Genomic DNA, 22,914 nt, shown 5'->3' on the forward strand with positions numbered 1-22,914 from the left:
TTTTTTTTAATTATTTCTGCCACAAGATAGGGAGTATAGGGCACATGCCATACCAACATGTCCACCTCGAAGGGACTGCCCAAACAGACTCAGTAGATCCAGACCTGCACGCGGCCATAAAGCAAGCCACCCCACAACAAAAAAAACATGTTTTTACAATTAAGCATGGTGATCGACAGCTAGTTGTTAAATATCCGGAGGACAAACGAGGCTATTTCAAGGCTTTTGGCGAACGACTTTATTTCTCGCTGCTGACTAACCACAACATACCTATTTCAGCTTTTCAACTTAAGCCGCCCAAAGAACGCACGCACTTTGAAGCGGCAAGAATAAGCGAACTAAAAAAACTAAATATAAATGTTCCCGAGGTTGTTGCAGTCACGGCTGATTACATCGTGCTTGAACATTGTGGCACCAGGCTTGAAGACTTTATCCGCTATGGTTATGCCTCCGCTAATAAGATTGAACGCCTGGTGTGTAATGCTGCGGAGCAACTAGCCCATATGCACTCTAACCAGGCATGGCACGGAGCGCCACAAGTAAGAAACATTATGATACTAGACAATGGCAATGTTGCATTTATTGACTTTGAGGAAAACTTAGAGGGGCTCCCGCATCTGATGCGCGAGACGTACGACATACTGCAGTTTATCGGCGCACTTATTGTACCTCGCTACGACTCACAGCCTCTCATTGACTTAACAGAAGCTGCTGTCGAAAGGTATATAGCAATACGAGGCCCTGAACCTCTATTACAGCTAAAAACTTACTATAAATATTTGTCCACAGCAAAAAAACTGATCAAACCCTTTGGCTCAAGGGTGGGCAGAGATGCAACACGCATAATAGTACTTTGCGAAATGCTTGAGTCGCTCCTCAAAAGAGAAGGAGTGTTATAAGCCCATGCATTTTTGGAGCACAGCAACCCCAAACCAAATGCACATCGAGATTGCTCGACGCCTTCTGCTTGAAGGCACCGTCCCTCAGGATGCTGAGCTAATAACAGATCGCAAATCAACTGTCTATCGTATAGAAATTGAGCGAAGCGCCTACTATGTAAAACATTACTGTGCGACAGATACAAAAGAGCGTATTAAGCGCATGCTACGCTCCCCGCGTCGTAATATAGACCTGTGGGAAAGACTCAAAGCAATTGGAATACTCTCGCCGGAACCTTTACTTGTTGCTAAACAGGGCAAAAGATTCGTATTAATAACTCCAGAAGTCAGGCTCCCCAGTATACGTCAGCACTCGGCCAAACAGGGAACCTTAGGCGTTGTGGCAATGCACGCCCTTGGAAGGACCTGGGGAATATTGCATACCAATGGCCTTATGCACGTAGATCCCAGCCCAAGCAATATACTTTTAACAAACGGGCAATCAGAGCAGCCCATGGGCCTGTTAGACCTTGATTCGCTGTATTATGTTGGCTTGATTCCGAACTGGTTGGCAAGACAGCGGCTGAGTCAGCTATTCTCCCGATTTAGTGCAGACTCTTTAAAGCAGTGCGGAGCCCTTCCACCCCCCACAGGATTCCAAGCCTTCTGGCAAGGTTACCAGACAGTTACAAAACAGCCCGCCTTTCAGCACGCGATTGCTGTTATCAACAGGCTTGAGAAGAGCACCGCGTACAAACGTGCTCGTAGTCACCGCGAGCAGCTTTTAGCAGCGACGGCGGAGTGGCGCCGGCATATCTGCTCTCACGGAATAAGCAACAGCTCTAGTCACAACTAGAAAGATCAGCGATCAGGAGCTTCCAAAAACACCCCTAGCCATTTTCGCTATACTGCATTCTATATAGCTCGGCATATCTTCCCTCCCTATCCAGCAGTTCGCTATGACTACCTTGCTCAACAACCTCGCCATCTTCCAAAAACAGGATCTGATCTGCATTTTCAACCGTAGAGAGCCTATGCGCTATAACAATGCTAGTCCTATCTGCCATTAATCTTTCGAGCGCAGCGTGGACGTTATACTCAGACTCATTATCTAGGGCGGAAGTAGCCTCATCCAAAAGCAATATAGGTGCATCTTTAAGTATAGCACGCGCAATTGCAAGCCTCTGCCTTTGCCCTCCAGAGAGCATTACGCCATCCTGGCCTATCTGCGTATCAAATCCGTGCGGGAGATTCTCAATAAACTCTAGCGCATTAGCTGCGGCTGCCGCTCTGCGGACTTGCTCCCGCGAAATATCATCAACTGCCCCTACCGCGATATTCTCGGCAACTGAAGTGTTAAATAGTGTGACATTCTGATCAACCAAGGCTATTTGTTTGCGTAAGTCGGCCAGTTTATATTCGAATAGAGGCACGCCATCCAACTCAATAACGCCACTGGTAGGCTCATAAAACCGCGGAATCAGGCTTATTAACGTTGACTTACCGCCACCTGAGGGACCGGTAAGGGCAACTGTCTGACCAGGCTTCGCTTCAAAGCTAATTCCCTTTAAGACTTCACGATCAGCATCGTAAGAGAATTTAACCTGATCAAATACTATATGTCCATCTGCACGCCCTATTCGCTTTGAGCCATCGTCTGGCTCAGGTTTAATATCTACTATCTCAAATATGCTTCGTGCAGCGGTCAAACCGTTCTGCATAGTAGCGTTGAGCTTCACTAGATCACGTAGTGGACGATTCAGCATGGTCATAGCAACAATAAATGATGCTATTTGACCTACAGAAATCGCTTCAACAATCTCATCAACGGTGACTAAGAATATCACAATAGCTAAAGCCACTGAGATAATTAAGCGTATAGCCGGAACCGCGGCAAACTTAGTTGCCGCAAATTTCATAAACTGCCGCCGATTTTTTTCATTGTAACTATCGAAACGTTTCCTTTCGCGCTCATTCTGCCCAAAGAGCTTTATTTCCTGGTTAGCAGTTACAGTCTCTTCGGCGATAGCTCCTATGCCGCCAACAGCACCATGAATACGTTCGCTTAACTTTCTAAAACGTTTATTGATATAAGCAATCACCCCCCCTACAAATGGCAGCACCAGACCGGCAATCAGCATCAGCCATGGTGATAAGTAAATCATATAGCCTAGAATACCAATAACCCTGACTGCATCCTTGAACAAAGTCACGATGGCTTTCACGACCGCGCCTGCGGTTTTCTCGGCCTGATAAGTTAGTTTAGATACAAGCCGCCCTGATGAGAACTGATCAAAGGCAGACTCGGGCATGTTTAACAGTCGGCTGTGAGCATCCAGGCGCAGATTTTTGATCAACTGACGGGAGAGCCAACCGCTCAAGTAGTGAGAGAAGAAGTATGCTATGCCCTGCACGACCAGCAGCAGCAAAAAAACTAGGGCAAACATCCTGATGACGGCAGTATCGCGCTCCACCAAACCGTCATCCAGAAACGGTTGAACTGAAGCTATTATCCCGACTTGAGTGGCTCCGAAAGCCAGCATTGCCATAATCGCAAGCAAGCCGACCTTCCAATGCGGCAGCACATAGCTCGCAAAAAGCCTTTTAAAGACCGGCCAGGACCGCTTAGCAGCAACGGCCGAGTTGTCGTCACCTTCCTGATCGGCCTGTGTCACGTCTTGCGATAAGCTCCCCGACTTGGAGGCGTTACTAATATCTTCCGAAGTTGGCTGCTCGGATGCTGATTTACTCAAGGCTTACACCTTTTAACTGGACTCAAGCGAACAAATAGCGGGCGGCTTGGTGGCGTCCAAAAACTCACCCTGGAGCCACTCAACTACCCCGGCGTGGAGGACGCCGTGAATCCATCCCTGGAGGCTTCATGGCGCCATCCCTGGCGCCAAGACCTCCACACCGGGGTAATTGAGTGGCTCCAGGGTGGGGTTTTGGAGGTTCACTATAGTCCCCAAATCAGTTTGCGGCATATACCCTCTGCACTACATATTGCGTAATCTGCTCCAAACACTCTTCGACAGCAAGGCCATCCGTCTTCACTGCCAACTCAGGATTGTTGGGCGGCTCATAGGGATCATCAATCCCTGTCATCCCCGAAATTTCCCCGCTGCTTGCCATAGCGTATAAGCTCTTCGGGTCTCTTTGCTGACAACTCTGCAAGGATGCATCCACAAAGACTTCTACGAAATTCTCGGTTCCAATCAGCTGACGAACCCTATCCCTATCCTCGCGGTAGGGTGAAATAAAGGCTGTAATCGCGATGATCCCCGCATCGACAAATAACTTGCAGACCTCACCAATGCGCCTTATGTTCTCTTTGCGGCCGTGGACTGACAAATCGAGATCACTGTTCAAACCGTGACGGATGTTGTCACCATCAAGCAAAAAAGTATGATAGCCCTGCCGGTGCAGTTGGACCTCAAGCGCATTAGCCAATGTCGATTTGCCTGCCCCGGATAGGCCTGTAAACCACACTACTAACGGATTCTGGCTTTTAAGCTTGGCACGGTCGACAGCTGGGACATGATTTTCATGCCAAATAAAGATATCGTTCATAAGCTCACGGCGATTAGCACTCAGGCAAGCTAACCTTACACAAATCAACGGAGTCATCCAAGCCGACTTATGCCCTGGGAAGCCTGGCTAACAGCCGTAGTATTAATCACGTTGCTGACTATCTTGATCGGCACCAGAGCCGCTCCGGATATGGTCTTCTTGGCAGCTTTGGCGGTTTTGCTGGTTAGCGGTGTAATAGAGCCCCAGCAGGCCTTTAGCGGACTAGCTAATCCTGGAGTGCTCACGGTCGCTGTGCTCTACGTCGTTGTCGCCGGAATCCGGGAAACGGGTGGCATTCAGTGGATCAGTCAACGTCTGCTCGGCAAGCCCCGCTCGCTGCTGGCTGCTCAGCAGCGGGTAACTATACCGGTTGCTGGCTTCTCAGCATTTCTGAATAACACGCCCGTAGTGGCCATGTTAATCCCGGCAATCAGCGACTGGGCACGCAAAAATAATCTGTCTGAATCAAAGCTCCTCTTACCTCTATCATACGCCGCCATGCTCGGCGGTACCTGCACCCTAATCGGCACCAGCACCAACCTGGTTGTAAATGGCGCCTTGGAAAAACGCCTTGGCGAAGGGTTGATGTTATTTGAAATAGCCCTGGTTGGCGTGCCTGTGCTGATCGTCGGCCTGCTGTTTATGTTCATCACCGGACATTGGTTGCTCCCTGATCGCCGCCCAGCAGTAGAAACCTTAGATAACCCGCGCGAATACACGGTAGAAATGCTCGTCGAGCCCTCCGGTCCGCTTGTCGGTCGCACTATAGAGGCTGCCGGCCTACGCAACCTGCCTGGCTGTTATCTGATGGAGATTGAACGTAGCAGAGACATACTGCCAGCAGTATCACCACGAGAGAAACTACAGGCCAATGATCGTCTAGTGTTCGTTGGGGTAGTAGATTCAGTAGTCGAACTGCAAAAGATCAGGGGCCTCAAACCGGCAACTGAACAAGTCTTCAAGCTCGATGGCAAACGCTCAGATCGAAGCTTGGTGGAAGCGGTAGTAGCCGAGACATCGCCGGTGGCCAATCTCACGGTTCGTGATGGCCGCTTTCGCACCAGATACAACGCCGTGGTCATCGCCGTTGCACGCAACGGTGAGCGGGTTAGTGGCAAGATTGGCGACATCACTCTGCGTCCAGGCGACACCTTGCTGCTCGAAGCTGGTGAAGATTTTATTGAGCGTCAGCGCAACTCACGCGACTTTTTGCTAGTGCGCAGCATTGAAGGGTCAGTAACGCCGCGCCATGAACGTGCCTGGTTGGCTCTCACCATCCTCGGTGGGATGCTAGTTACGGTGGGATTAGGCTGGCTGTCGATGCTAGAGGGTGCTCTAGCAGCCGGAGCAATGCTGATAATTACCCGCTGTCTGAGCGTCAATTCAGCCCGCCAGGCCATCGATTGGTCGGTGATACTAACCATAGCCGCCGCTTTTGGGATTGGTGCGGCCATGGATACAACCGGACTTGCTCAGACCATAGCCGGCTCACTATTACAACTAGCCGGTGATGGACCTTGGCTAAACCTAATGATTATCTACTTTGTTACCGCCCTATTCACCGCGGTCATTACCAACAATGCCGCCGCTGTGTTGATGGTTCCCATAGCGGCATCTGTTGCCGATGACCTCGGCGTCAGCCTCATACCCTTTGCCGTAGCCATAATGCTTGCCGCCTCGGCAAGCTTCGCCACCCCAATGGGTTACCAGACCAACTTGATGGTCTACGGCCCCGGCGGTTACCACTTCACGGATTACCTGCGCGCCGGGCTGCCTCTAAATATCGTTACAGCGGCAGTCGCGCTTGCCATCATCCCCTGGGCATGGGGCTTTAATTAGCCAACTAGCCTTTGCCGAGCAGGGCTTTGGCTGCCGCACGAATATCATCTTCCTCTATGCCCAGCTCGCGTATCTCCTCTTTTACCCGTTGCTGCTTTTGCTCCGGGGCGACCGGGGCGAGTAGCAGACGACCCTTGTGGGTCAGGACCACTTCGAAATAATCAACATCCGAATAGTGGCCTGCGATCTCCGGTGGCAGCTTTACCTCGTTCCACTCCGTCTTGCGGGCCAACATCTTACGGGCCATAGCTCTAAGCCCTCATATAGTTATGACATCTCAATTCTAGCAGTATCGTTACCCAACTCGTACAATTGGGTACCTCAGATTGCCAAAAGACATCAAGGGATAATAACCCATGCAGATCAGCGAGGCGCGCCTTACCCACCTTAAAGAACTCGAGGCGGAGAGCATCCACATTATCCGTGAGGTCACGGCAGAGTTCGAAAACCCAGTCATGCTCTACTCCATCGGCAAAGATTCGTCGGTAATGCTGCGCCTAGCATTAAAGGCATTCTATCCAGGCAAGCCACCTTTCCCCTTAATGCATGTCGACACAACCTGGAAATTCAAGGAGATGATCGACTTCCGCGACCGTATGGCTGCGCAAGCGGGAATGGAGTTGATCGTACATATCAACCAGGAAGGCCTAGAACAAGGGATATCCCCATTTACCCACGGCTCGCGCATTCATACCGACGTCATGAAGACCCAGTCGCTCAAACAGGCGATGGAAAAGTACCGGTTCGACGCAGCCTTCGGCGGTGCGCGGCGCGATGAGGAAAAGTCACGTGCCAAAGAGCGAGTCTACTCCTTCCGTGATCGCCACCACCGCTGGGACCCCAAAGGCCAACGCCCGGAGCTGTGGCGACTCTACAACGGCCGCGTCCACAAAGGCGAGAGCATGCGCATCTTTCCGCTGTCCAACTGGACAGAACTGGACGTCTGGCAATACATCTACCTTGAGGATATCCCCATAGTCCCCCTCTATTACGCTGCCGAGCGACCAGTTGTAGAACGTGATGGTGCACTGATCATGGTTGATGATGAGCGCATGCCCCTTGAGCCGGGAGAACAACCCCGTAACACCAAGGTCCGTTTCCGCACCTTAGGCTGCTACCCGCTAACCGGCGCCATCCGCTCAGACGCAGATACGCTGCCCGAGATAATCCAAGAGATGCTGCTCACGCGCACCTCTGAACGCCAGGGTCGGGTCATTGACCACGACGCATCGGGATCCATGGAAGAGAAGAAAAAAGAGGGGTACTTCTAAGATGTCCCACGCCTCTGAGCTTATCGAAACTGATATCGAAACCTATCTCAAGCAGCACGAGCAAAAAGACCTGCTGCGCTTTATCACTTGCGGATCGGTAGACGACGGCAAAAGCACCTTTATCGGTCGTCTGCTCCACGACTCAGCCCTGGTCTACGAAGATCAATTGGCAGCAGTGCAGCGTGACTCTAGCCGCTATGGAACTACCGGCGATGAGGTCGATCTAGCGCTGTTGGTAGACGGACTTCAGTCGGAGCGCGAACAGGGCATCACCATCGATGTGGCTTACCGTTATTTCTCGACCGACCGGCGCAAGTTCATTATTGCCGACACCCCGGGACATGAGCAGTACACCCGCAACATGGCAACCGGCGCCTCTACCGCGCAGCTAGCGGTAATCTTGGTCGATGCCCGCAGCGGAATACAGGTTCAAACCCGCCGTCACAGCTACATCTGTTCGCTACTCGGCATCCGCCATGTACTATTGGCGGTCAACAAGATGGATCTGGTCGATTGGGACCAAACCACCTTTGAAGCCATCCGCACCGACTATGAAAGCTTCGCTAGGCGCTTAGGTATACCCAACGTGCGCTGTGTCCCCCTTTCAGCGCTCAAGGGCGATAACGTCGTCAGGCGCAGTAATAACCTCCACTGGTACGACGGCCCGACATTCATGGAGCTGCTTGAGACGATTGAGGTCAAGGCCGACCGCAACTTGGACGATCTGCGTTTGCCCATCCAGACGGTGATACGCCCCAGCCACGAATTTCGCGGCTTTGCCGGAACCTTGGCAGCCGGCATAGCGCGCCCGGGGGACCCGGTTGTCGCGCTCCCAGCAGGTACTCAGAGCCACATAGAGCGCATCGTCACCCACGATGGTGATCTTGACTACGCCTTTGCGCCGCAGTCGGTAACAATCACCCTGACCGATGAGATAGATGTCTCACGCGGCATGCTCCTGAGCAGCCCGAAACGCCCGGCAACCGTTGCTGATGCCCTTGATGCTCGGGTGGTATGGATGGCCGAACAACCTTTGCTGCCAGGTAGGCAATACGACATCAAACTTGCCACCGCGACTGTCCCCGCAGTCATCGAACAAATCCACCACCGGATTGATGTCAACACCCTGGAGAACTGCCCCACTGACAGCTTGGAACTGAATGAGATCGGGCTGTGCCGAGTACAACTCTCCGCCCCGGTTGCCTTTGACCCTTACGATGAGATTGCCGATACCGGGGCATTCATAATCATCGACCGCATCTCGTTACACACCGTCGGTGCCGGCATGGCTACTCGGCAGGCGACAGAGACACCGGGCACAGAAAAAGATGTGCCGCGGCGTCAACCGCTGCTCACCAAAACCCAGCGCGCCGGGCAAAAAGGCCAACGGCCGTGCACCATCTGGCTTACCGGCTTGTCTGGCTCCGGCAAGTCGACCCTTGCCAACGCCCTGGAGCAAGCCCTGTTCCGGCGGGGTTATCACAGTTACTTGATAGATGCCGGCAATATTCGCCATGGCCTAAGCCACGACCTTGGATTCAGCCGCGATGCCCGTGCCGAGAACATACGCCGTATCGCCGAGACGGCAACCATGTTTGTTGATGCCGGCCTTATAGTCGTCTGCGCCAGCCTCTCGCCCTACCGGGATGACCGGGAAATGGTCCGCGAGCGACTCGAACCAGGCGAAATGATTGAGGTCCACGTCGATGCCCCCGTAGAGCTATGCCGAGAACGCGACTCGGACGACATCTATTCGCGCGCCGATGCCGGTGAGATCCACGGCCTACCCGGAGTGGACATAACCTACGAGGCTCCCGCAAAGCCCGAGGTTCACATCGACTCCAGCGCGATCGATGTTGATGAATCGGTAGAAAAAATCCTTCAGGTGCTCAAGGAGAAAGGCGTCATTCGCTTATGATGCCTTGAGCTAACCGATGAAGATTCTCTACCTATTCGACACCACCGACCGTGCTGAAAGCGAAAGCGTAATAGAAATGGCCCAGCACGGCGTCGAACCGACCATCTGCTGTCGGCCTGATGCCCCTATGCGCAAGCGTTTCGAGCAGGCAGGACTGGAGGTCATACCGCTGCCTTTGCGCTCTAAACTTGATCTGCAATCTATTCGCATACTGCGCCAACTGCGCCGCTCACGACAGTTCGATATAGTCCATGCCTACTACAAGATCGCTCTAACCAATTACAATTTGGCAGCGGTCGGGTTGCCGCGAGTCCCTGTAATCGCTTACCGGGGCATCATCGGCAATCTCAGCTACTGGGATCCGTTCTCGTGGCTATCCTTTCTCGATCCACGCATTGAGCGGATAGTCTGCGTTTGCGAGGCAATTAGGCAGTATTTCCTCGGCAAACCCTTTTTTCTAGGCTTGCGCCTCTTCTCGCCTGAGCAAGTAGTGACTATCCACAAGGGCCACCAGCCGCAATGGTATCAGCAGCCTGAGCCGCAACTACCCGATGATCTGCAGGTGCCCAATGAGGCGCTAGTGATTGGCTGTGTTTCACGGATGAAAAAGCGCAAAGGCATAATCGAGTTGATCAACGCCTTTGAGCAAATACCCGCCGAGTTCAACGCTTATCTCTTATTGGTTGGCCCTATAGAGGATAAGATCATTGAGCAAAGCGTAAGGCGCAGCAGTGCTGCCGCGCGAATCCGGCTAACCGGTTATCGCACTGATGCACCTAAGATTGCCGGGGCATTTGACATCAAGACCCTGCCCTCGCTGCGGCGCGAAGGGTTGCCTCGCGCCGTCATAGAGGCCATGGCCCAGGGCATTCCTGCGGTTGTCTCGGATTCTGGCGGCAACCCGGATCTGGTTATTGACGGACAGAGTGGCCGGGTAGTCCCGGCCGGGGATACTGAAGCACTGCGAGTGGCCCTCACTGAGCTGATCGCCAACCCCGAGTTGCGTCAGCAAATGGGCAAAGCTGCGGCGCAGAGGATCAAGGAGGATTTCACCGTGGAGAAGACAGTAACCCAGACGCTAAAGCTTTATCGCGAACTTGCCCCTGCCGCTAGTTAGCCGCCGGATGCTCAGGGTGCTTGATCTGCAGCATGCGCCGCGTTGCTTCAGCCTCACGCGGGCGGCCTAGATTCTCTAGAGCCTCAGCTTGCAAGGCCAGAGCATCAGCCGCTTCCTGCTGCCCGGGATACTGCTCGGCCACCCATGCAGCGCGCTCAGCAGCTTGAACAAAATCGCCTTCATCCATCTTGAGTTGCGCCTTGCGTAGCTCTTCGGCAGCTAGGTCGGCACGCAGGCTATTCATCTGTCGCAGGGCGTCCTCTACCCGCTCACCCTCCGGAAATCGTTCAACCAGCTGACGGTAAAAGGCAAAGGCTTGGCGCGCGTAATCGGTATTCGGCGGGATATCTTCCTCATCCCACCGGGCGTGGGCGGCGGCAGCCCGCAGATAGAGCGCATAGGCTACATCTTCGCTGGCGGCATCCGGGCGTTCCTCGGCGTACTGCCTGACCAGCTCTATAGACTCTTCATAACGACCCAGACGATAGCTGACATAGGCCTTCTCCAGCGCCGCTTGACGCCCGTGCGGGGTGTTTTGATAATTCTCACGCAACTTCACGAGATGGGCTAGGCCGTCCTCCAACTCCCCGGCATCTATCACCGCCATCGCCTCGCCAAAGATCTCCCTGGCCTGCTGCTGATGAGCACCACGCTCGCCCAGGGAAGCGCAGCCACTGATGAAAATAACTACTGCTAAAAGCGCAAGGAAGGAGTAACCTAGGCGAGTGTCGATGATGTTTTTCATTGCAACTCTCATTCGGTGAACACTGTGCGCCAGCCTAAAAGTTTTCCAGTTTATCGGCTATACCGAGCCCGGGCAGTCCTACCCATATGTTTCCTGTTAGCTACGCTCGCGCTGGGCTTACCTGGCCAGGCCAATACCGCAAATAGCTCCGCCGACTGGGAAGCTCGTCCGAGTGGAGTAACGTTGAACTTTGAACGCGCCGATATCAAGTCGGTTATCGCCATGGTTGCCGAGCGCACAGGTCGCAATTTTATCGTCGACCCGCGGGTACGAGGTGAGATAACCATAATCTCCCAGAATCCGATTGACGAAGAACAACTGTACCAGGTATTCCTATCAGCATTGCAAATTCACGGCTTTTCAGCAGTACCGGTTGATGGGGCAACACGGATAATCCCCAAAAACCTTGCTAAACGTGACCATTCCCCGGTAGCCGATGATCAGACACCGGGACAGGGCTATGAGTTCGTCACCCGGGTCCTGCAGATTGAGCACGTCGAGGCCGCTGAGATGGTCCCGCTACTGCGCCCTTTGATTTCCGATGAAGCACAACTGGCCGCATACACCAAGACCAACACCCTGATTGTCTCCGAGGCAGCCGGCAACATTGCCCGTATAAAACAACTCATCTCGCGCATAGATCGTGACACTACCGGCGTTACCGAGGTCGTCTCCGTAGACCACGCCAAAGCCAGTGAAATAGTATCACTAATCAATGATATTGAACCGCAAGAGCGTGCTGGGCGCAGGCTATTGATTACCGCTGATGAGAGAAGCAACAGCGTGCTCATCGCTGGCGACCCCACCCGGCGTAGTAATGTCAAGGCCTTGATCGCCCGCCTAGACGAGCAGCTGCGCGACGAAGATGGCATCGCCGTCCACTATCTGCGCTACGCCGACGCCGAAGGCCTCCTGCCCATACTCGAGGGGCTCTCCGAGGGGTTATTGCGCGATACCGATAGTGCCGCGCAGATCACCATCCATGCCCACGAAAGCACCAACTCATTAATCATAAATGGCGCACCCGATGCGGTAGCGGAGCTGCGTTCAGTTATCAACCGGCTTGACGTGCGCCGTGCGCAAGTACTGGTCGAGGCGATAATTGCCGAGGTCTCGGCCGAGCGAGCCCAGCAACTTGGCATCCAGTGGGGTGCCTTGGGCAGCAGTTCCGTAGGCCTGATAAACTTCGGCGCAGCCGGCTCTGGTTCTGTCACCAACATCGCGGCAGCGGCTAGTGCCAATCGCGTACCCGACCTGGATGGCCTAACTACCGGTATCACCGACCGAAAAGGGGAGCTGGGCATCCTGCTGCGCGCCTTGGCCAGCGAGGCTGATACCAACATCCTCTCAACCCCATCGATCCTAACCATGGACAACGAAGAAGCCCAGATTGTTGTTGGCCAGAATGTGCCCTTCGTTACCGGCCGGGCAATCGAACAATCGGGCCAAGCCTTCTCCTCAATCCAGCGCCAGGACGTCGGCGTTCAACTGCGTGTCCGACCACAAATTAACGAAGGCGACGCCCTCAAGCTTGAGCTGGAGAAAGAGGTCTCCTCGGTTGCGGGCCGTCCAGAGGGGGCCGAGGATCTGGTCACCAGCATGCGTTCGATAAAAACCACCGCTATGGTGGATGATGGTCAAATCATCGTCCTTGGTGGCCTGATCGATGAGCAAGCCCAGACTCAAAGCCAGCAAGTCCCTGGCCTTGGCAGCATACCTTTTCTGGGCAGGCTGTTCCGCTACGAACGCTCTCAGGCGGAGAAGCAAAACCTGATGGTCTTTTTGCGCCCCCGCATAGTAGAGAACCGCAACGATGCTCGCGCTGTCACAAGCCCAAAATACACCTTGTTGCGCAATCGCCAACTAGCAATGCGTGAACGCGGCCTGCGTTTTCTTGATGGCGACGACATCCCGGTGCTCAAGCCCGCCAGCGATCTGATGCAGCTACCGCCGGCGTTCGAGGACCGGGTCAGTGCGCACCGCACGCAGAACAGCCGCGCGCAACTCGGTGCGCCGCCGCGCGATGCCGGACTGTTCTAAATGCTAGCGAACTGAGCTAAGATGCCTGCGTTTGAGTACCAAGCCCTAGACGCCAACGGCCGCACCCGCAACGGTGTCTTGGAGGGAGATAGTGCCCGCCAAATCCGCTCCAAGCTCCGCGAGCAATCTATGGTGCCGCTCGCCGTAGAGCAGGTAGGCGACCGCGAGCAGCAGAGCGGGGCAGAGGGTGGGATTAGCCTGCGCCTGCCACGCCGCGGAGTCAAAGCGGGTGATCTCGCCCTCATAACCCGGCAGATGGCTACACTAGTGCGCTCTGGCCTACCGTTGGAGGAGGTGCTGCTCACCGTTTCACGGCAGACCGAACGCAAGCGGCTAAAAAGCGTCATGCTCAGCGTTCGCACCAAGGTAACCGAGGGCTACGGGTTATCCAGCGCATTAGCCGATTTCCCGCACATTTTTCCCGACGTCTATCGCACCTCGGTAGCGGCAGGCGAGCAATCGGGCTACCTCGACGTCGTCCTTGAGAGGCTCGCAGAATACGCGGAAAAGCGCCAACAGATGCGCCAAAAGGTCCAGCTAGCCCTTTTCTACCCGCTCCTGCTGACCGTAATGGCCGTCCTGGTCACAATCGCACTGCTCGGCTATATAGTCCCAGAGGTAGTGCAGGTCTTCGACAACATCGGCCAGGAGCTCCCTCCCCTGACCATAGGATTGATCGCTCTTAGCGAGGCGGTTCAAGACTATGGGCCGTACGCCGGCCTAGCCACCGGCGGGGCCATTCTCGTTGGCAGCCAGCTGCTGCGGCGCCCGGGGCCGCGGCGCACCTACGACCTACTCTTACTGCGCACCCCGTTGCTCAACCGTTTAGTGCGCGGCACCAATACCGCCCGATTCGCTCGGACGTTAGCTATAGTGAGCGCATCAGGTGTCCCTATTCTCGAAGCGCTGCGCATCTCCAGCCAGGTAGTCGGCAATGTCGCCATGCGCGAGGCAATCGAAGATGCTGCGCGCCAAGTAAGGGAGGGCGGCTCACTGGCAAAATCCTTGGAGAGCAGCGGCTACTTCCCACCGATGACAGTACATCTGATAGCCAGCGGCGAATCCGGAGGTAACTTGACCGAGATGCTTGGCCGTGCCGCCGAGAGCCAGGAACAGGAGATGGAAACCACTACGAGCGTATTAGTGGGACTATTTGAGCCGGCACTTATCCTGATTATGGGAGCAGTAGTATTGACTATTGTCATGGCAATACTTTTGCCTATATTTGAGATCAACCAACTTGTCCAATGAAGCGAGAACAGTAAGCGCCATGTCTAGAAGATCACACAGCGGTTTTACCCTGATTGAGATAATGGTAGTGGTCGTAATCCTCGGGATATTGGCAGGGATTGTCGTGCCGCGCATCATGGATCGGCCCGACAGCGCCCGAGTAGAGGCCGCTAAACAGGACATTCGCTCTATAGAATCAGCGCTCAATCTCTATCGGCTGGACAACAACCACTACCCCAGCACTGACCAAGGCCTAGAAGCCTTAGTTGAAGAGCCTACCGGCAGCCCCGAACCGCGCAACTGGCAAGGCTACCTTGACCGGGTCCCAACCGACCCGTGGGGCAACGAATATCAATACTTGAACCCCGGCGAACATGGCGATATCGACATCTATAGCCTAGGCGCCGATGGCGAACCCGGAGGTGAGGGGGTAGATGCCGAGATCGGCAACTGGGAGATCGACTAAACCGGCAAACGCCGGCTTTACCTTAATCGAACTGCTCGCGGTAATAGCGATTATGGCTGTGCTGACCGGCTTGGTGGTGCTATCAACCGGCGACGGCGGCCGCGAGCGGGAGATTCGCCAGGAGGCGGAGCGGCTAAGCGCCTTAATCCACTTAGCCCGCGAGGAGGTAATGCTTGGTGCCAGCGAGGTTGGCGTAGCCTTTACCCGCCACGGCTACCACTTTCAACGCCAGCAGCTAGTCAACGAGCAGACTCTGGAATGGCGTGATATTACTGCTGACGGCCAACTGCGTTCGCGCTCTCTGATCGATCAAGATCTCGAGCTTGAACTTAGCGTAGAAGGCCGCCGAGTCCGCCTCGAGACCGACCCCGAGCACCCCGACCCGAATGTCTTTCTCGAGGGCAGCGGCGAGATCACGCAATTCGAGCTGACCATTTCCGATACTCGCGAGCGTGATCGCGGGGTGCGCATCAGTGGCGAGATGGACGGCACAATAAGCCTGGAGCGGATTAACTGATGCGCCAGCGCGGCTTTACCCTGATGGAGGTCTTGGTAGCCGTTGCAGTACTTGCCACTGCCCTCGCCGCTGCCATCCGTGTCGGCAGTCAGGCCGGCAGCAACACGGTTGAATTGCGCGAACGCGCCTATGCTGGCTGGGTAGCTGAGAATCAACTGGCCCGCATCCAGTCTGGTATCGACCCCTTGGACGGCCCTACCCAGAGGAGTGGGGCAACACAGATGGCGGGGATGGAGTGGGACTGGGAGTTAAATGCAGCGCAAGCCGCCCCGCCATTGCCGGTTAATCTCGATTTGCCCGGGTTACTGGAGATTGAAATCGAAGTCTTTCGCGAGGGAGATACCGAGCAGCCGGTAGCTGTGCGTAGTCTCTGGTATCAAGTCCCCCGCCAGCTGCAGGAGGAGGATGGCGATGAATAACCTGCAACCGGACCCCACAGCGAGAGTTGCACGGCCAAACATGCTGTATGCAGGTGCTAAGGGAACACCTGGGCGCCATGGGGGATTCACCCTGCTTGAGCTATTAGTAGCTGTTGCAATCTTCGCCCTAGTATCGGCCATGGCCTACGGCGGCTTGCAAACCGTACTCGAGACCCGCAATCGGGTCCAGGCTGAAGGGCAACGCCTCGGCGAACTACAGCTTGCCTTCGGAGTAATGAGACGCGACTTCACGCAACACTTACAGCGCGACTGGTATGATGACTGGGGAGACTCGAGACCATCTATCGGCTACGACCCACTTGATGCCGAGCCACGGCTTGAACTAATTAACACTAGTGGGCGGATCGGCACCCAACGCAGTGATTTGCGCAGGATTGGTTATGAATTGGATGATGGCATACTCTACCGCCTAAATTGGAATATACTCGATGGTGGCGGCCCTGAACCACAGTCACGGGCACGCATTGCCGGATCAAGCGACGAGGAGAGCCGCGCTCACATAGCTGAAATCTTCTATACCTTTTACCATCGGGCAGCAGGGGGCGATGCACGAGCCAGCGGCAATACCAATGGTACTGAAATCGAGCAGTTACAGCGTTGGCCTCCCGACGAGGCCCTAGGCGAAATAGGTGAACTGGTGGCCGTTGAGGTTACTTTAGAGCTCGGCACCGGCGAAGAGATAAGCCGCCTCTTCCCGGTTAGGGCATCCGCACAAGAGGCAGAGACAGATGCAGACGCGGATTGAGCAGCTAAAAAACCTGGCAACACCAGAAAAAGGCGGGCCTTGGGCTCGCCGGCTGGGCGCCATGCTCCTTTTTATTGCCATCATACTCATCGCCAACAGCGCTGCTCAAACCACTTGGCAGTTCATTGAGCCCATGGTTCAAGACGCCCCTAGTGAGGGTATACCAGCCTCCTCTGCAGCCTCCGCAACCGCCGCCCGAGAACAGCAAAACGGCCAGATCGACCAAAGGTCACTGAGCGCAATAGCCGATTACTATCTCTTCGGCCGCCCCCCTGAGCAAAGAGAGGAACAGCGCCGAGAAATCCCCACCGATGCCCCGGAGACCCGCCTTGACCTATCCTTGAAAGGCATCCTGGCCAGTGGAGGTGAAGGCCAGGGCGCAGCAATAATTGATGCTGGTGACGGCCAAAAGGTCTTTATCGCCGGTGCTGAACTACCTGGAGATGCTGTCCTAGAGCGGGTTCAGCACGACCGGGTCATTCTCTCGCGTGACGGTAACTTTGAGATGCTTCGCCTTGACCGCGAGACTCTAGAAATCGAAGAGCACGCCGCCCCTGCAATGAGTAGCGCAGATTTGGAGTCCTCCTTCGTTGAACGTGGGGAAGGCGGCCGCACGACCAGTGAACATATTGATTACGACGATCTGTCCGATTACTCGCCACCAGATAATGGCGCTACAGCCGACGACAGAGCAGACGAATCAGCTACCGACACGGATCACGTCACCGCAACTTTCGAGCGAGGCGAAGTCGAGTCTCTGCGCAACGAGTTACGTGATAATCCAAGCAAGATAGCCGACCTGATACAAATCCGCCCGGTACTCAGCGGCGGTTCGATCCGCGGCTTTCGCATTAGTCCGCGCAACGAACGTGCTGAGGCCTATTTCGAACGCGCCGGTTTGCGTTCGAATGACCTAATCCTTGAGGTTAACGGGGTATCCGCAGCCAATCACCACGAGATGCAGCAGATGGCCGAAGAGCTGGAAAACACCTCACAAGTGCGTTTGCGAATCGAGCGCAACGGCACTGAACAAGATCTGACCTTAAGGATCGACTGATGGAAGAGATCCCGTTCGCCTTTGCCCGCCGTAACGGCCTACTCCCTTTGGAGGCTGGCGAGGAGCAGGTGCGGGTGGCTTATCGCGGTGGGGTAAAGCCTAGCGCTATTGCTGAATTGCGCCGCCGCTTACAGCGCCCCCTGACCCTGGAGCGCGTCGATAACGAGCGCTTCGAGTCACTACTGCGCGAGGTCTACGAGCGCTCTTCCGGCGAAGCGGCTCAGGCCATGGAGGGCATCGGTGAAGACATGGACCTACAGCGGGTCGCCAGTGAACTCGCCGAGCCGCAAGATCTTATGGAGACCGAGGACGACGCCCCGGTTATCCGTCTGATCAACGCCCTGCTGACCGAGGCAATCAAGGAGGAGGCTTCGGATATCCATATCGAGACCTTCGAAAGCCGCCTAGTGGTCCGCTTCCGGGTCGATGGGGTGCTGCGCGAAGTGCTGGAACCGCCGCCGGGGCTAGCCCCGCTACTGATATCGCGGGTCAAGGTCATGGCCAGGCTCGATATTGCCGAAAAACGCCTGCCCCAGGATGGGCGGATTTCGCTGCGCATCGCCGGTCGGCCGGTCGACGTGCGCGTCTCGACTCTACCGGTGGGTCAAGGCGAGAGGGTGGTTCTGCGCCTACTCGATAAACAGGCCGGCAGGTTGGATCTCACCCATCTCGGCATGGACAGCGATACACTAGCTCGCTTACAGCGCATCATCCACCGCCCGCACGGTATCTTACTGGTCACCGGCCCTACCGGTTCGGGTAAGACCACTACCCTGTATGCCGCATTGGCAGCAATCAATGATCGCCAGCGCAACATCATGACGGTGGAGGACCCGATTGAATACTACATCGATGGCGTCAACCAGACCCAGATCAATACCAAGATCGATATGACCTTTGCCCGCGGGCTGCGCGCCATCCTGCGCCAGGACCCCGATGTCGTTATGGTCGGCGAGATCCGCGACGCCGAGACCATGGAGATCGGTATCCAGGCCTCTTTGACCGGACACCTAGTCCTCTCGACGCTGCATACCAACACCGCAATCGGCGCCGTAACCCGCTTACGCGACATGGGCATTGAGCCGTTCTTACTCGCCTCTAGCCTGATCGGGGTAATGGCGCAGCGCTTAGTCCGGCTGCTCTGCCCTCACTGCCGGAAGCCTTATACGGCGAGCGAGGCCGATCTTGCCAAGCTCGGTGTGAAGCGTTCTGGAACCGGCGAGCAATCCACTATAACTCTTTATGACGCGGTTGGCTGCGAGGCCTGCAACCACCTCGGCTTTCGTGGCCGGACCGGGATCTACGATGTCATTGAGATCGATGCCAACCTCAGGCAAATGATCCACGATGGTACCGGCGAGCACGAGTTGGAGAGGTACGCCCGCGAAAGCGCCCCGTCGATGAGCCAAGATGGCGCTCGGCGGGTGTTGCAGGGGGATACCACCCTAGCCGAGGTTTTGCGAGTCACTCAAGCCGAATAGGAGTGCCCTCCAAAACTTCCCTTGAGCCTATTGGCTGCCCGGCGTGGAGGCTTTGGCGCCAAGGATGGCGCTGAGTAGCCTCCAGAGATGGATTTACGGCGTCCTCCACTCCGGGGCAGCAAAATGGCTAGGTGGGTGGTTTAGAGGCTCGAGTAGAATCCAGCCTATCGTGGAAGCACTCGCCCCAACCGAAAACCTACGTCCGGGCTCCCTCCACCCCTATAGGAGTGTTTCTCTTCACCCGGCTGTGGCCCGGTGGAATAACTGGGACCTACGATGCCGACGTGAGGAAAGCGCAAATCTGGAGCCCTGCACAATTCGCTGACATTTCCTCCCAAGTTTGCCGCACCGATTGATGCCTCTGGAGATTCGGTTACTTTACGTACACCGCCATGGAGATTTTCCACGCAATCTTCTCCGCATTCAGGGTTATTCCCCCAAACATATTCTTGTTGTCCACCACAAGTGGAGACATATTGCATTACTGAGCAGTCAATAGTATCAAGTTCGACACCTGTTTGCTGAGTCATCCACTCGGAAAACTCCAGTGCTCCCTCCCATCTCACACAACGTATAGGATATTTGCCACCTTTCTCGGACTCACTTAACCTCTCTAAACAATTCTCATCTAAGTAGTTATCCATTTCTACATGCTGATCGTTGGCAAATGCTTCAAAAAGATCCCAACTAACCTCATGAGTCATCAATTCTATGTTGTCCTCAGCTCCCTCGTAATGGGTACTTCCACGCACCCTCACCGTCTCTATTTGGTGATTTTCTCCTCCAACTGTAAATTCATAGACTTCTCCGCCCAACTTCAGTTGGCCACAAACATCTTCGGGTTCAACCACAAAATCGAATGCAGCGACTACGCCGAGATTTTGACCGTCACTATAAGGTATGATTTTCACTTGGTCATAAACTGTATGTAGCTGATCAACCCGAACATCTTGCTCTAGGCCGGTTTGACCAAGGGTTCTATCTATAGTCCCTCCCGTTTCAACAGCCAGCGACTCTATCTCCCCCAGAATGTGCCTCGTAGTAAAATTTATCAACATAACATCGGCTACATCCATGGTTTCCAACTCCCTTTTGAAAACCATTCTATTTTTTACGCCTTCACTCGCTAACTGTTGTTGTTTATCTGACAGGTGTCTTGCCATACAGCTTAGATTGTTGCAGTCCGGAAAGGCCTCAGCCAACTCTCTACCTCTTTGTTGTGCAGACTCCATCTGCTGATTTATTTTTTCTAGTAACTCGGCAATATCATGTTGCTTCTTATTTATCTTTTCAGATTTGGCATCGAGATCACCGAAGTTGTTTTTGGCTTCAAACACCTTCTCCACACAATCCGATTGGCTTGAAAACACGCGTTCAAGCTCTTCTCTTAAACTATCTTCAGATGATTCAAGTAAGTTTTTTACCCTAATAGACCCGGTTCTGCCCTCAGTATCCTTCGTACGTTGTCCGTCATTAACAGCAGCACCGGACAAAGATGCCTGTTCATCACTCCTATCTGGCTGGCGAAAAGGGAAAAACTCAAATTCACCTAAAAAAAGATATCCGAGTTCACCCTCGCTAAACTCGTGACACTCATCGCGGTCCGTTACCCTAGATCCCAACGACCCGAAAGTAACTTCACGTATAGTTTCATCGTATTCCCATTCCGCACCGTGTTCAACCAAAGTCGATACGGCGTCTATATCTGTTGTTCCGTACTCCTCAACTATGCCGAAGGTAATCTTTTCCCGAAAACTCTGTAGCAGTTCTTGTCTAGCCTTTCGATCCCCTTTATAAACACTCAGCACCGGTACTTCTATAGACAAGTCATGGTGCGGCTGTAGTTCTCTTGCAAAGACATGCTGGGCTAACGCATCAGGATCAACCTTCTGATCTGGCTCAACTTCTAAAGATTCTTGTAAATAATCAATATGGCTGGCAAGCTCATTCAAGCTATCAACTCCAGCATCTACTTCAGCCTCCAGCTGTTCTTCGCTTAATCTTCTCTTCAGCTTCTCGGCCTCACCCTTAGACAAGAACTGCATTGAATCAACCTGATCTAATATTTCTACCGATGTCAATCTCTCTTGAACGCGTGACGCATCATCTAAATACTCTAAATCAACGACCAAGTGATTCTGGGAGCTATATACACACGTCGCTACTAGTGTAAAGCTGATGAGGAAACTTATTTGCAGAAAAGACTGGCGACTCCTAAGATTAGCAATTTGACGTCGCTTGTTATGTCGCTGACGAGGAATGAATTGCTTAAGCCGCCTCATAATCCCATAAAACGCATTATTGATAGCATACAAGCTGTCTGGATAACCAGGTTGCGTCACCCTAAAATAATCCAGCGTAGTTTCCGATTTTATACCCTTACTCATAGATCTCATCTCTGATCTTCTCCAGCTTTTCTCTATACTCCTCTGGATATCGATCTAGATTCGTGGTTGACAGCTCATGCCTAAGTCTTTCTAAGTCACTATCCAGCAGCAAGTCGATCTGCTCACTAACGGGATCTGCAGAATACTTATAAGTCAACACATCAGTCTCATCATTTTTTTGCATTGGTTGCCAGTAGAATTCAAAATCTCGATATTCCGACTGCACTCTGAACTCATTGCCATCCCCATCATAATCTTTTCCACTTCCGCTTATAGTCAAGCTATACCTAGCTGGGGAATCAATCATATAAACGCCTATCGGGCGAATCATGACAATCAATTCATTTAAGGGATCATTCCAAAAATAATCCGCACTTGGGGCCAGAATGCGCTCTAGCCCTGCTTGCTCAACACTTAATTCAACACTCATCACCTCGCTGAGGCTAGCAACCGGAATCCTGAATATCACAGGTTCTGCAAGCTCGGAAACCGCAACTTGTATCTTTGAGCTATCTTCATGTAGTTCTATATCGTGAAGTGGATCAACAGCATCTACAAACTCTCGTGCATCCTGCAAGCGGGCATATTCACGCTCCGTCAACTCTTCCTTTAGCGGATCCTCTTCTGGCTCTCTATCGAAAAGGCCACAGGATGACGCCAGGAGAATAAAAGTTAATGATACAGTAACTATGTATAGAGACATTAATTTATTCTTAAAAACGCGCATAATCGCCCTCAATCACACCTAGCTCGGCTTGGTGCCTAAGCAACTCAGTAATGGCAATTACGATAGATTGATAACTATCATCCTCGATGTCGAACGCACCTACCATACTGCCCCCTTCAATCTCTTCACTGGTCTCAACATCTATCGTTGTGTGCCCTCCCTCAACACCGAACCTACGCTCCTGCAATACATGAGCTACAGTGCAGTTATTTTCCTCCAGCCAGGCGGCTGTGGCCTGTAATTCTTCCCACTTACTCTCATCGCCTTGGATAATCCTTAGCTCATCGCTACCACCCTCATAGTACCTCAGCTCATCCCTTAGTCTTTCTTCTAACCTACTGGAATCAATTAAGATCTCAGGCTCCAGGTAGACGCAGGCCACTTCACTCGCTTGTACTACTGTTGGTATTGATGTAACTAATACTAGCACCAAAGAGCAGAATGTCTTGGTAATAAGGTGGCTTATTGATGATTTCATATTTTTTA

At 53.6% G+C, this 22,914-nt stretch carries 21 protein-coding genes; 14 read left to right on the plus strand and 7 right to left on the minus strand.

The features are described 5' to 3' along the window. Nucleotides 1–44: 44 nt before the first annotated feature. A complete protein-coding gene (locus tag HH1059_RS12485; RefSeq protein ID WP_096406599.1) occupies nt 45–899 on the plus strand; it encodes a BUD32 family EKC/KEOPS complex subunit in 855 nt (284 codons plus the stop codon). A 37-nt stretch (nt 900–936) separates the two neighbouring features. Further along, nucleotides 937–1,734 carry a lipopolysaccharide kinase InaA family protein gene (locus HH1059_RS12490; RefSeq protein ID WP_162549550.1) on the plus strand — a complete coding sequence of 266 codons (798 nt, stop codon included), beginning with the start codon at nt 937–939 and terminating at the stop codon, nt 1,732–1,734. Between the two features lie 34 nt (nt 1,735–1,768). Here the strand turns inward: HH1059_RS12490 and msbA are convergent, their stop codons facing one another. Then, entirely contained in the window at nt 1,769–3,631 is a 1,863-nt protein-coding gene (gene msbA / locus HH1059_RS12495; protein WP_207148147.1) for a lipid A export permease/ATP-binding protein MsbA, read from the minus strand. Between the two features lie 217 nt (nt 3,632–3,848). Continuing rightward, a complete protein-coding gene (gene cysC, locus HH1059_RS12500; protein ID WP_096406604.1) occupies nt 3,849–4,448 on the minus strand; it encodes an adenylyl-sulfate kinase in 600 nt (199 codons plus the stop codon). 69 nt (nt 4,449–4,517) lie between these two features. Between cysC and HH1059_RS12505 the strand changes: the two genes are divergently transcribed. Then, on the plus strand, nt 4,518–6,287 hold the full coding sequence (locus HH1059_RS12505) for an SLC13 family permease (RefSeq protein WP_096406607.1): 1,770 nt from the start codon (nt 4,518–4,520) through the stop codon (nt 6,285–6,287). 4 nt (nt 6,288–6,291) lie between these two features. Here HH1059_RS12505 and HH1059_RS12510 read toward each other — a convergent pair whose 3' ends face one another. Beyond that, the gene (locus HH1059_RS12510; protein WP_109962901.1) at nt 6,292–6,534 is read right to left on the minus strand and encodes an AbrB family transcriptional regulator; all 243 of its coding nucleotides are present in this window, start codon (nt 6,532–6,534) and stop codon (nt 6,292–6,294) included. Between the two features lie 109 nt (nt 6,535–6,643). Between HH1059_RS12510 and cysD the strand changes: the two genes are divergently transcribed. Genes cysD through HH1059_RS12525 form a run of 3 tightly spaced genes read left to right on the plus strand, consistent with a single transcriptional unit; the run spans nt 6,644 to nt 10,593 of the window. After that, nucleotides 6,644–7,558, plus strand: a complete 915-nt coding sequence (gene cysD, locus HH1059_RS12515; protein WP_179948765.1) for a sulfate adenylyltransferase subunit CysD — start codon at nt 6,644–6,646, stop codon at nt 7,556–7,558. 1 nt (nt 7,559) lies between these two features. Further along, nucleotides 7,560–9,476: a sulfate adenylyltransferase subunit CysN gene (cysN, locus tag HH1059_RS12520; protein WP_096406612.1), complete on the plus strand. Its 1,917-nt coding sequence runs from the start codon at nt 7,560–7,562 to the stop codon at nt 9,474–9,476. 16 nt (nt 9,477–9,492) lie between these two features. Next, nucleotides 9,493–10,593: a glycosyltransferase gene (locus HH1059_RS12525; protein WP_096406614.1), complete on the plus strand. Its 1,101-nt coding sequence runs from the start codon at nt 9,493–9,495 to the stop codon at nt 10,591–10,593. Here the strand turns inward: HH1059_RS12525 and HH1059_RS12530 are convergent. Then, entirely contained in the window at nt 10,586–11,338 is a 753-nt protein-coding gene (locus HH1059_RS12530; protein ID WP_162549552.1) for an outer membrane protein assembly factor BamD, read from the minus strand. The genes HH1059_RS12525 and HH1059_RS12530 overlap by 8 nt on opposite strands. Nucleotides 11,339–11,521: 183 nt before the next feature. Here HH1059_RS12530 and gspD point away from each other — a divergent pair, with 183 nt between their 5' ends. Genes gspD through gspE form a run of 8 tightly spaced genes read left to right on the plus strand, consistent with a single transcriptional unit; the run spans nt 11,522 to nt 19,314 of the window. Next, complete coding sequence (gene gspD, locus HH1059_RS12535) at nt 11,522–13,378, plus strand: type II secretion system secretin GspD (protein WP_231901960.1); 1,857 nt, start codon at nt 11,522–11,524, stop codon at nt 13,376–13,378. A 21-nt stretch (nt 13,379–13,399) separates the two neighbouring features. Continuing rightward, nucleotides 13,400–14,629 carry a type II secretion system inner membrane protein GspF gene (gene gspF / locus HH1059_RS12540; protein WP_096406622.1) on the plus strand — a complete coding sequence of 410 codons (1,230 nt, stop codon included), beginning with the start codon at nt 13,400–13,402 and terminating at the stop codon, nt 14,627–14,629. A 19-nt stretch (nt 14,630–14,648) separates the two neighbouring features. Continuing rightward, entirely contained in the window at nt 14,649–15,074 is a 426-nt protein-coding gene (gene gspG, locus HH1059_RS12545; RefSeq protein ID WP_096406625.1) for a type II secretion system major pseudopilin GspG, read from the plus strand. Beyond that, on the plus strand, nt 15,043–15,591 hold the full coding sequence (gene gspH, locus HH1059_RS12550) for a type II secretion system minor pseudopilin GspH (protein WP_096406627.1): 549 nt from the start codon (nt 15,043–15,045) through the stop codon (nt 15,589–15,591). The genes gspG and gspH overlap by 32 nt, the downstream gene beginning before the upstream one ends. Next, nucleotides 15,591–16,010: a type II secretion system minor pseudopilin GspI gene (gene gspI / locus HH1059_RS12555; RefSeq protein ID WP_096406630.1), complete on the plus strand. Its 420-nt coding sequence runs from the start codon at nt 15,591–15,593 to the stop codon at nt 16,008–16,010. Before gspH ends, gspI begins: the two co-directional genes overlap by 1 nt. Beyond that, nucleotides 16,003–16,776 carry a type II secretion system minor pseudopilin GspJ gene (gene gspJ / locus HH1059_RS12560; RefSeq protein WP_162549553.1) on the plus strand — a complete coding sequence of 258 codons (774 nt, stop codon included), beginning with the start codon at nt 16,003–16,005 and terminating at the stop codon, nt 16,774–16,776. The genes gspI and gspJ overlap by 8 nt, the downstream gene beginning before the upstream one ends. Continuing rightward, nucleotides 16,760–17,833 (plus strand): type II secretion system protein GspC, encoded by a 1,074-nt coding sequence (gene gspC, locus HH1059_RS12565; RefSeq protein ID WP_096406635.1) that lies wholly within the window; start codon nt 16,760–16,762, stop codon nt 17,831–17,833. Before gspJ ends, gspC begins: the two co-directional genes overlap by 17 nt. Then, complete coding sequence (gspE, locus tag HH1059_RS12570) at nt 17,833–19,314, plus strand: type II secretion system ATPase GspE (RefSeq protein ID WP_096406638.1); 1,482 nt, start codon at nt 17,833–17,835, stop codon at nt 19,312–19,314. Before gspC ends, gspE begins: the two co-directional genes overlap by 1 nt. A gap of 164 nt (nt 19,315–19,478) precedes the next feature. Here the strand turns inward: gspE and HH1059_RS12575 are convergent, their stop codons facing one another. The 3 genes from HH1059_RS12575 to HH1059_RS12585 are packed head-to-tail and all read right to left on the minus strand — an operon-like array spanning nt 19,479 to nt 22,906. Next, nucleotides 19,479–21,701: an SUMF1/EgtB/PvdO family nonheme iron enzyme gene (locus tag HH1059_RS12575; protein WP_096406640.1), complete on the minus strand. Its 2,223-nt coding sequence runs from the start codon at nt 21,699–21,701 to the stop codon at nt 19,479–19,481. Further along, nucleotides 21,694–22,428, minus strand: coding sequence for a hypothetical protein (locus HH1059_RS12580; RefSeq protein WP_096406643.1), 735 nt, complete (start codon nt 22,426–22,428; stop codon nt 21,694–21,696). The genes HH1059_RS12575 and HH1059_RS12580 overlap by 8 nt, the downstream gene beginning before the upstream one ends. Further along, nucleotides 22,415–22,906 carry a hypothetical protein gene (locus HH1059_RS12585; RefSeq protein ID WP_096406645.1) on the minus strand — a complete coding sequence of 164 codons (492 nt, stop codon included), beginning with the start codon at nt 22,904–22,906 and terminating at the stop codon, nt 22,415–22,417. The genes HH1059_RS12580 and HH1059_RS12585 overlap by 14 nt, the downstream gene beginning before the upstream one ends. Nucleotides 22,907–22,914: the final 8 nt, after the last annotated feature.

Source organism: Halorhodospira halochloris, assembly GCF_002356555.2.
Lineage (GTDB): Bacteria > Pseudomonadota > Gammaproteobacteria > Nitrococcales > Halorhodospiraceae > Halorhodospira > Halorhodospira halochloris.

Excerpts from the sequence above, each read along its gene's own strand:
- HH1059_RS12485 (WP_096406599.1), top strand. The coding sequence starts at position 45 with ATGCCATACCAACATGTCCACCTCGAAGGGACTGCCCAAACAGACTCA.
- HH1059_RS12505 (WP_096406607.1), top strand. The coding sequence starts at position 4,518 with ATGCCCTGGGAAGCCTGGCTAACAGCCGTAGTATTAATCACGTTGCTG.
- gspH (WP_096406627.1), top strand. The coding sequence starts at position 15,043 with ATGCCGAGATCGGCAACTGGGAGATCGACTAAACCGGCAAACGCCGGC.
- gspJ (WP_162549553.1), top strand. The coding sequence starts at position 16,003 with ATGAATAACCTGCAACCGGACCCCACAGCGAGAGTTGCACGGCCAAAC.
- gspI (WP_096406630.1), top strand. The coding sequence starts at position 15,591 with ATGCGCCAGCGCGGCTTTACCCTGATGGAGGTCTTGGTAGCCGTTGCA.
- HH1059_RS12585 (WP_096406645.1), bottom strand. The coding sequence starts at position 22,906 with ATGAAATCATCAATAAGCCACCTTATTACCAAGACATTCTGCTCTTTG.
- cysD (WP_179948765.1), top strand. The coding sequence starts at position 6,644 with ATGCAGATCAGCGAGGCGCGCCTTACCCACCTTAAAGAACTCGAGGCG.
- cysN (WP_096406612.1), top strand. The coding sequence starts at position 7,560 with ATGTCCCACGCCTCTGAGCTTATCGAAACTGATATCGAAACCTATCTC.
- gspC (WP_096406635.1), top strand. The coding sequence starts at position 16,760 with ATGCAGACGCGGATTGAGCAGCTAAAAAACCTGGCAACACCAGAAAAA.
- gspE (WP_096406638.1), top strand. The coding sequence starts at position 17,833 with ATGGAAGAGATCCCGTTCGCCTTTGCCCGCCGTAACGGCCTACTCCCT.
- HH1059_RS12530 (WP_162549552.1), bottom strand. The coding sequence starts at position 11,338 with ATGAAAAACATCATCGACACTCGCCTAGGTTACTCCTTCCTTGCGCTT.
- HH1059_RS12525 (WP_096406614.1), top strand. The coding sequence starts at position 9,493 with ATGAAGATTCTCTACCTATTCGACACCACCGACCGTGCTGAAAGCGAA.
- HH1059_RS12490 (WP_162549550.1), top strand. The coding sequence starts at position 937 with ATGCACATCGAGATTGCTCGACGCCTTCTGCTTGAAGGCACCGTCCCT.
- cysC (WP_096406604.1), bottom strand. The coding sequence starts at position 4,448 with ATGAACGATATCTTTATTTGGCATGAAAATCATGTCCCAGCTGTCGAC.
- HH1059_RS12580 (WP_096406643.1), bottom strand. The coding sequence starts at position 22,428 with ATGCGCGTTTTTAAGAATAAATTAATGTCTCTATACATAGTTACTGTA.
- HH1059_RS12510 (WP_109962901.1), bottom strand. The coding sequence starts at position 6,534 with ATGGCCCGTAAGATGTTGGCCCGCAAGACGGAGTGGAACGAGGTAAAG.
- gspG (WP_096406625.1), top strand. The coding sequence starts at position 14,649 with ATGTCTAGAAGATCACACAGCGGTTTTACCCTGATTGAGATAATGGTA.
- HH1059_RS12575 (WP_096406640.1), bottom strand. The coding sequence starts at position 21,701 with ATGAGTAAGGGTATAAAATCGGAAACTACGCTGGATTATTTTAGGGTG.
- gspF (WP_096406622.1), top strand. The coding sequence starts at position 13,400 with ATGCCTGCGTTTGAGTACCAAGCCCTAGACGCCAACGGCCGCACCCGC.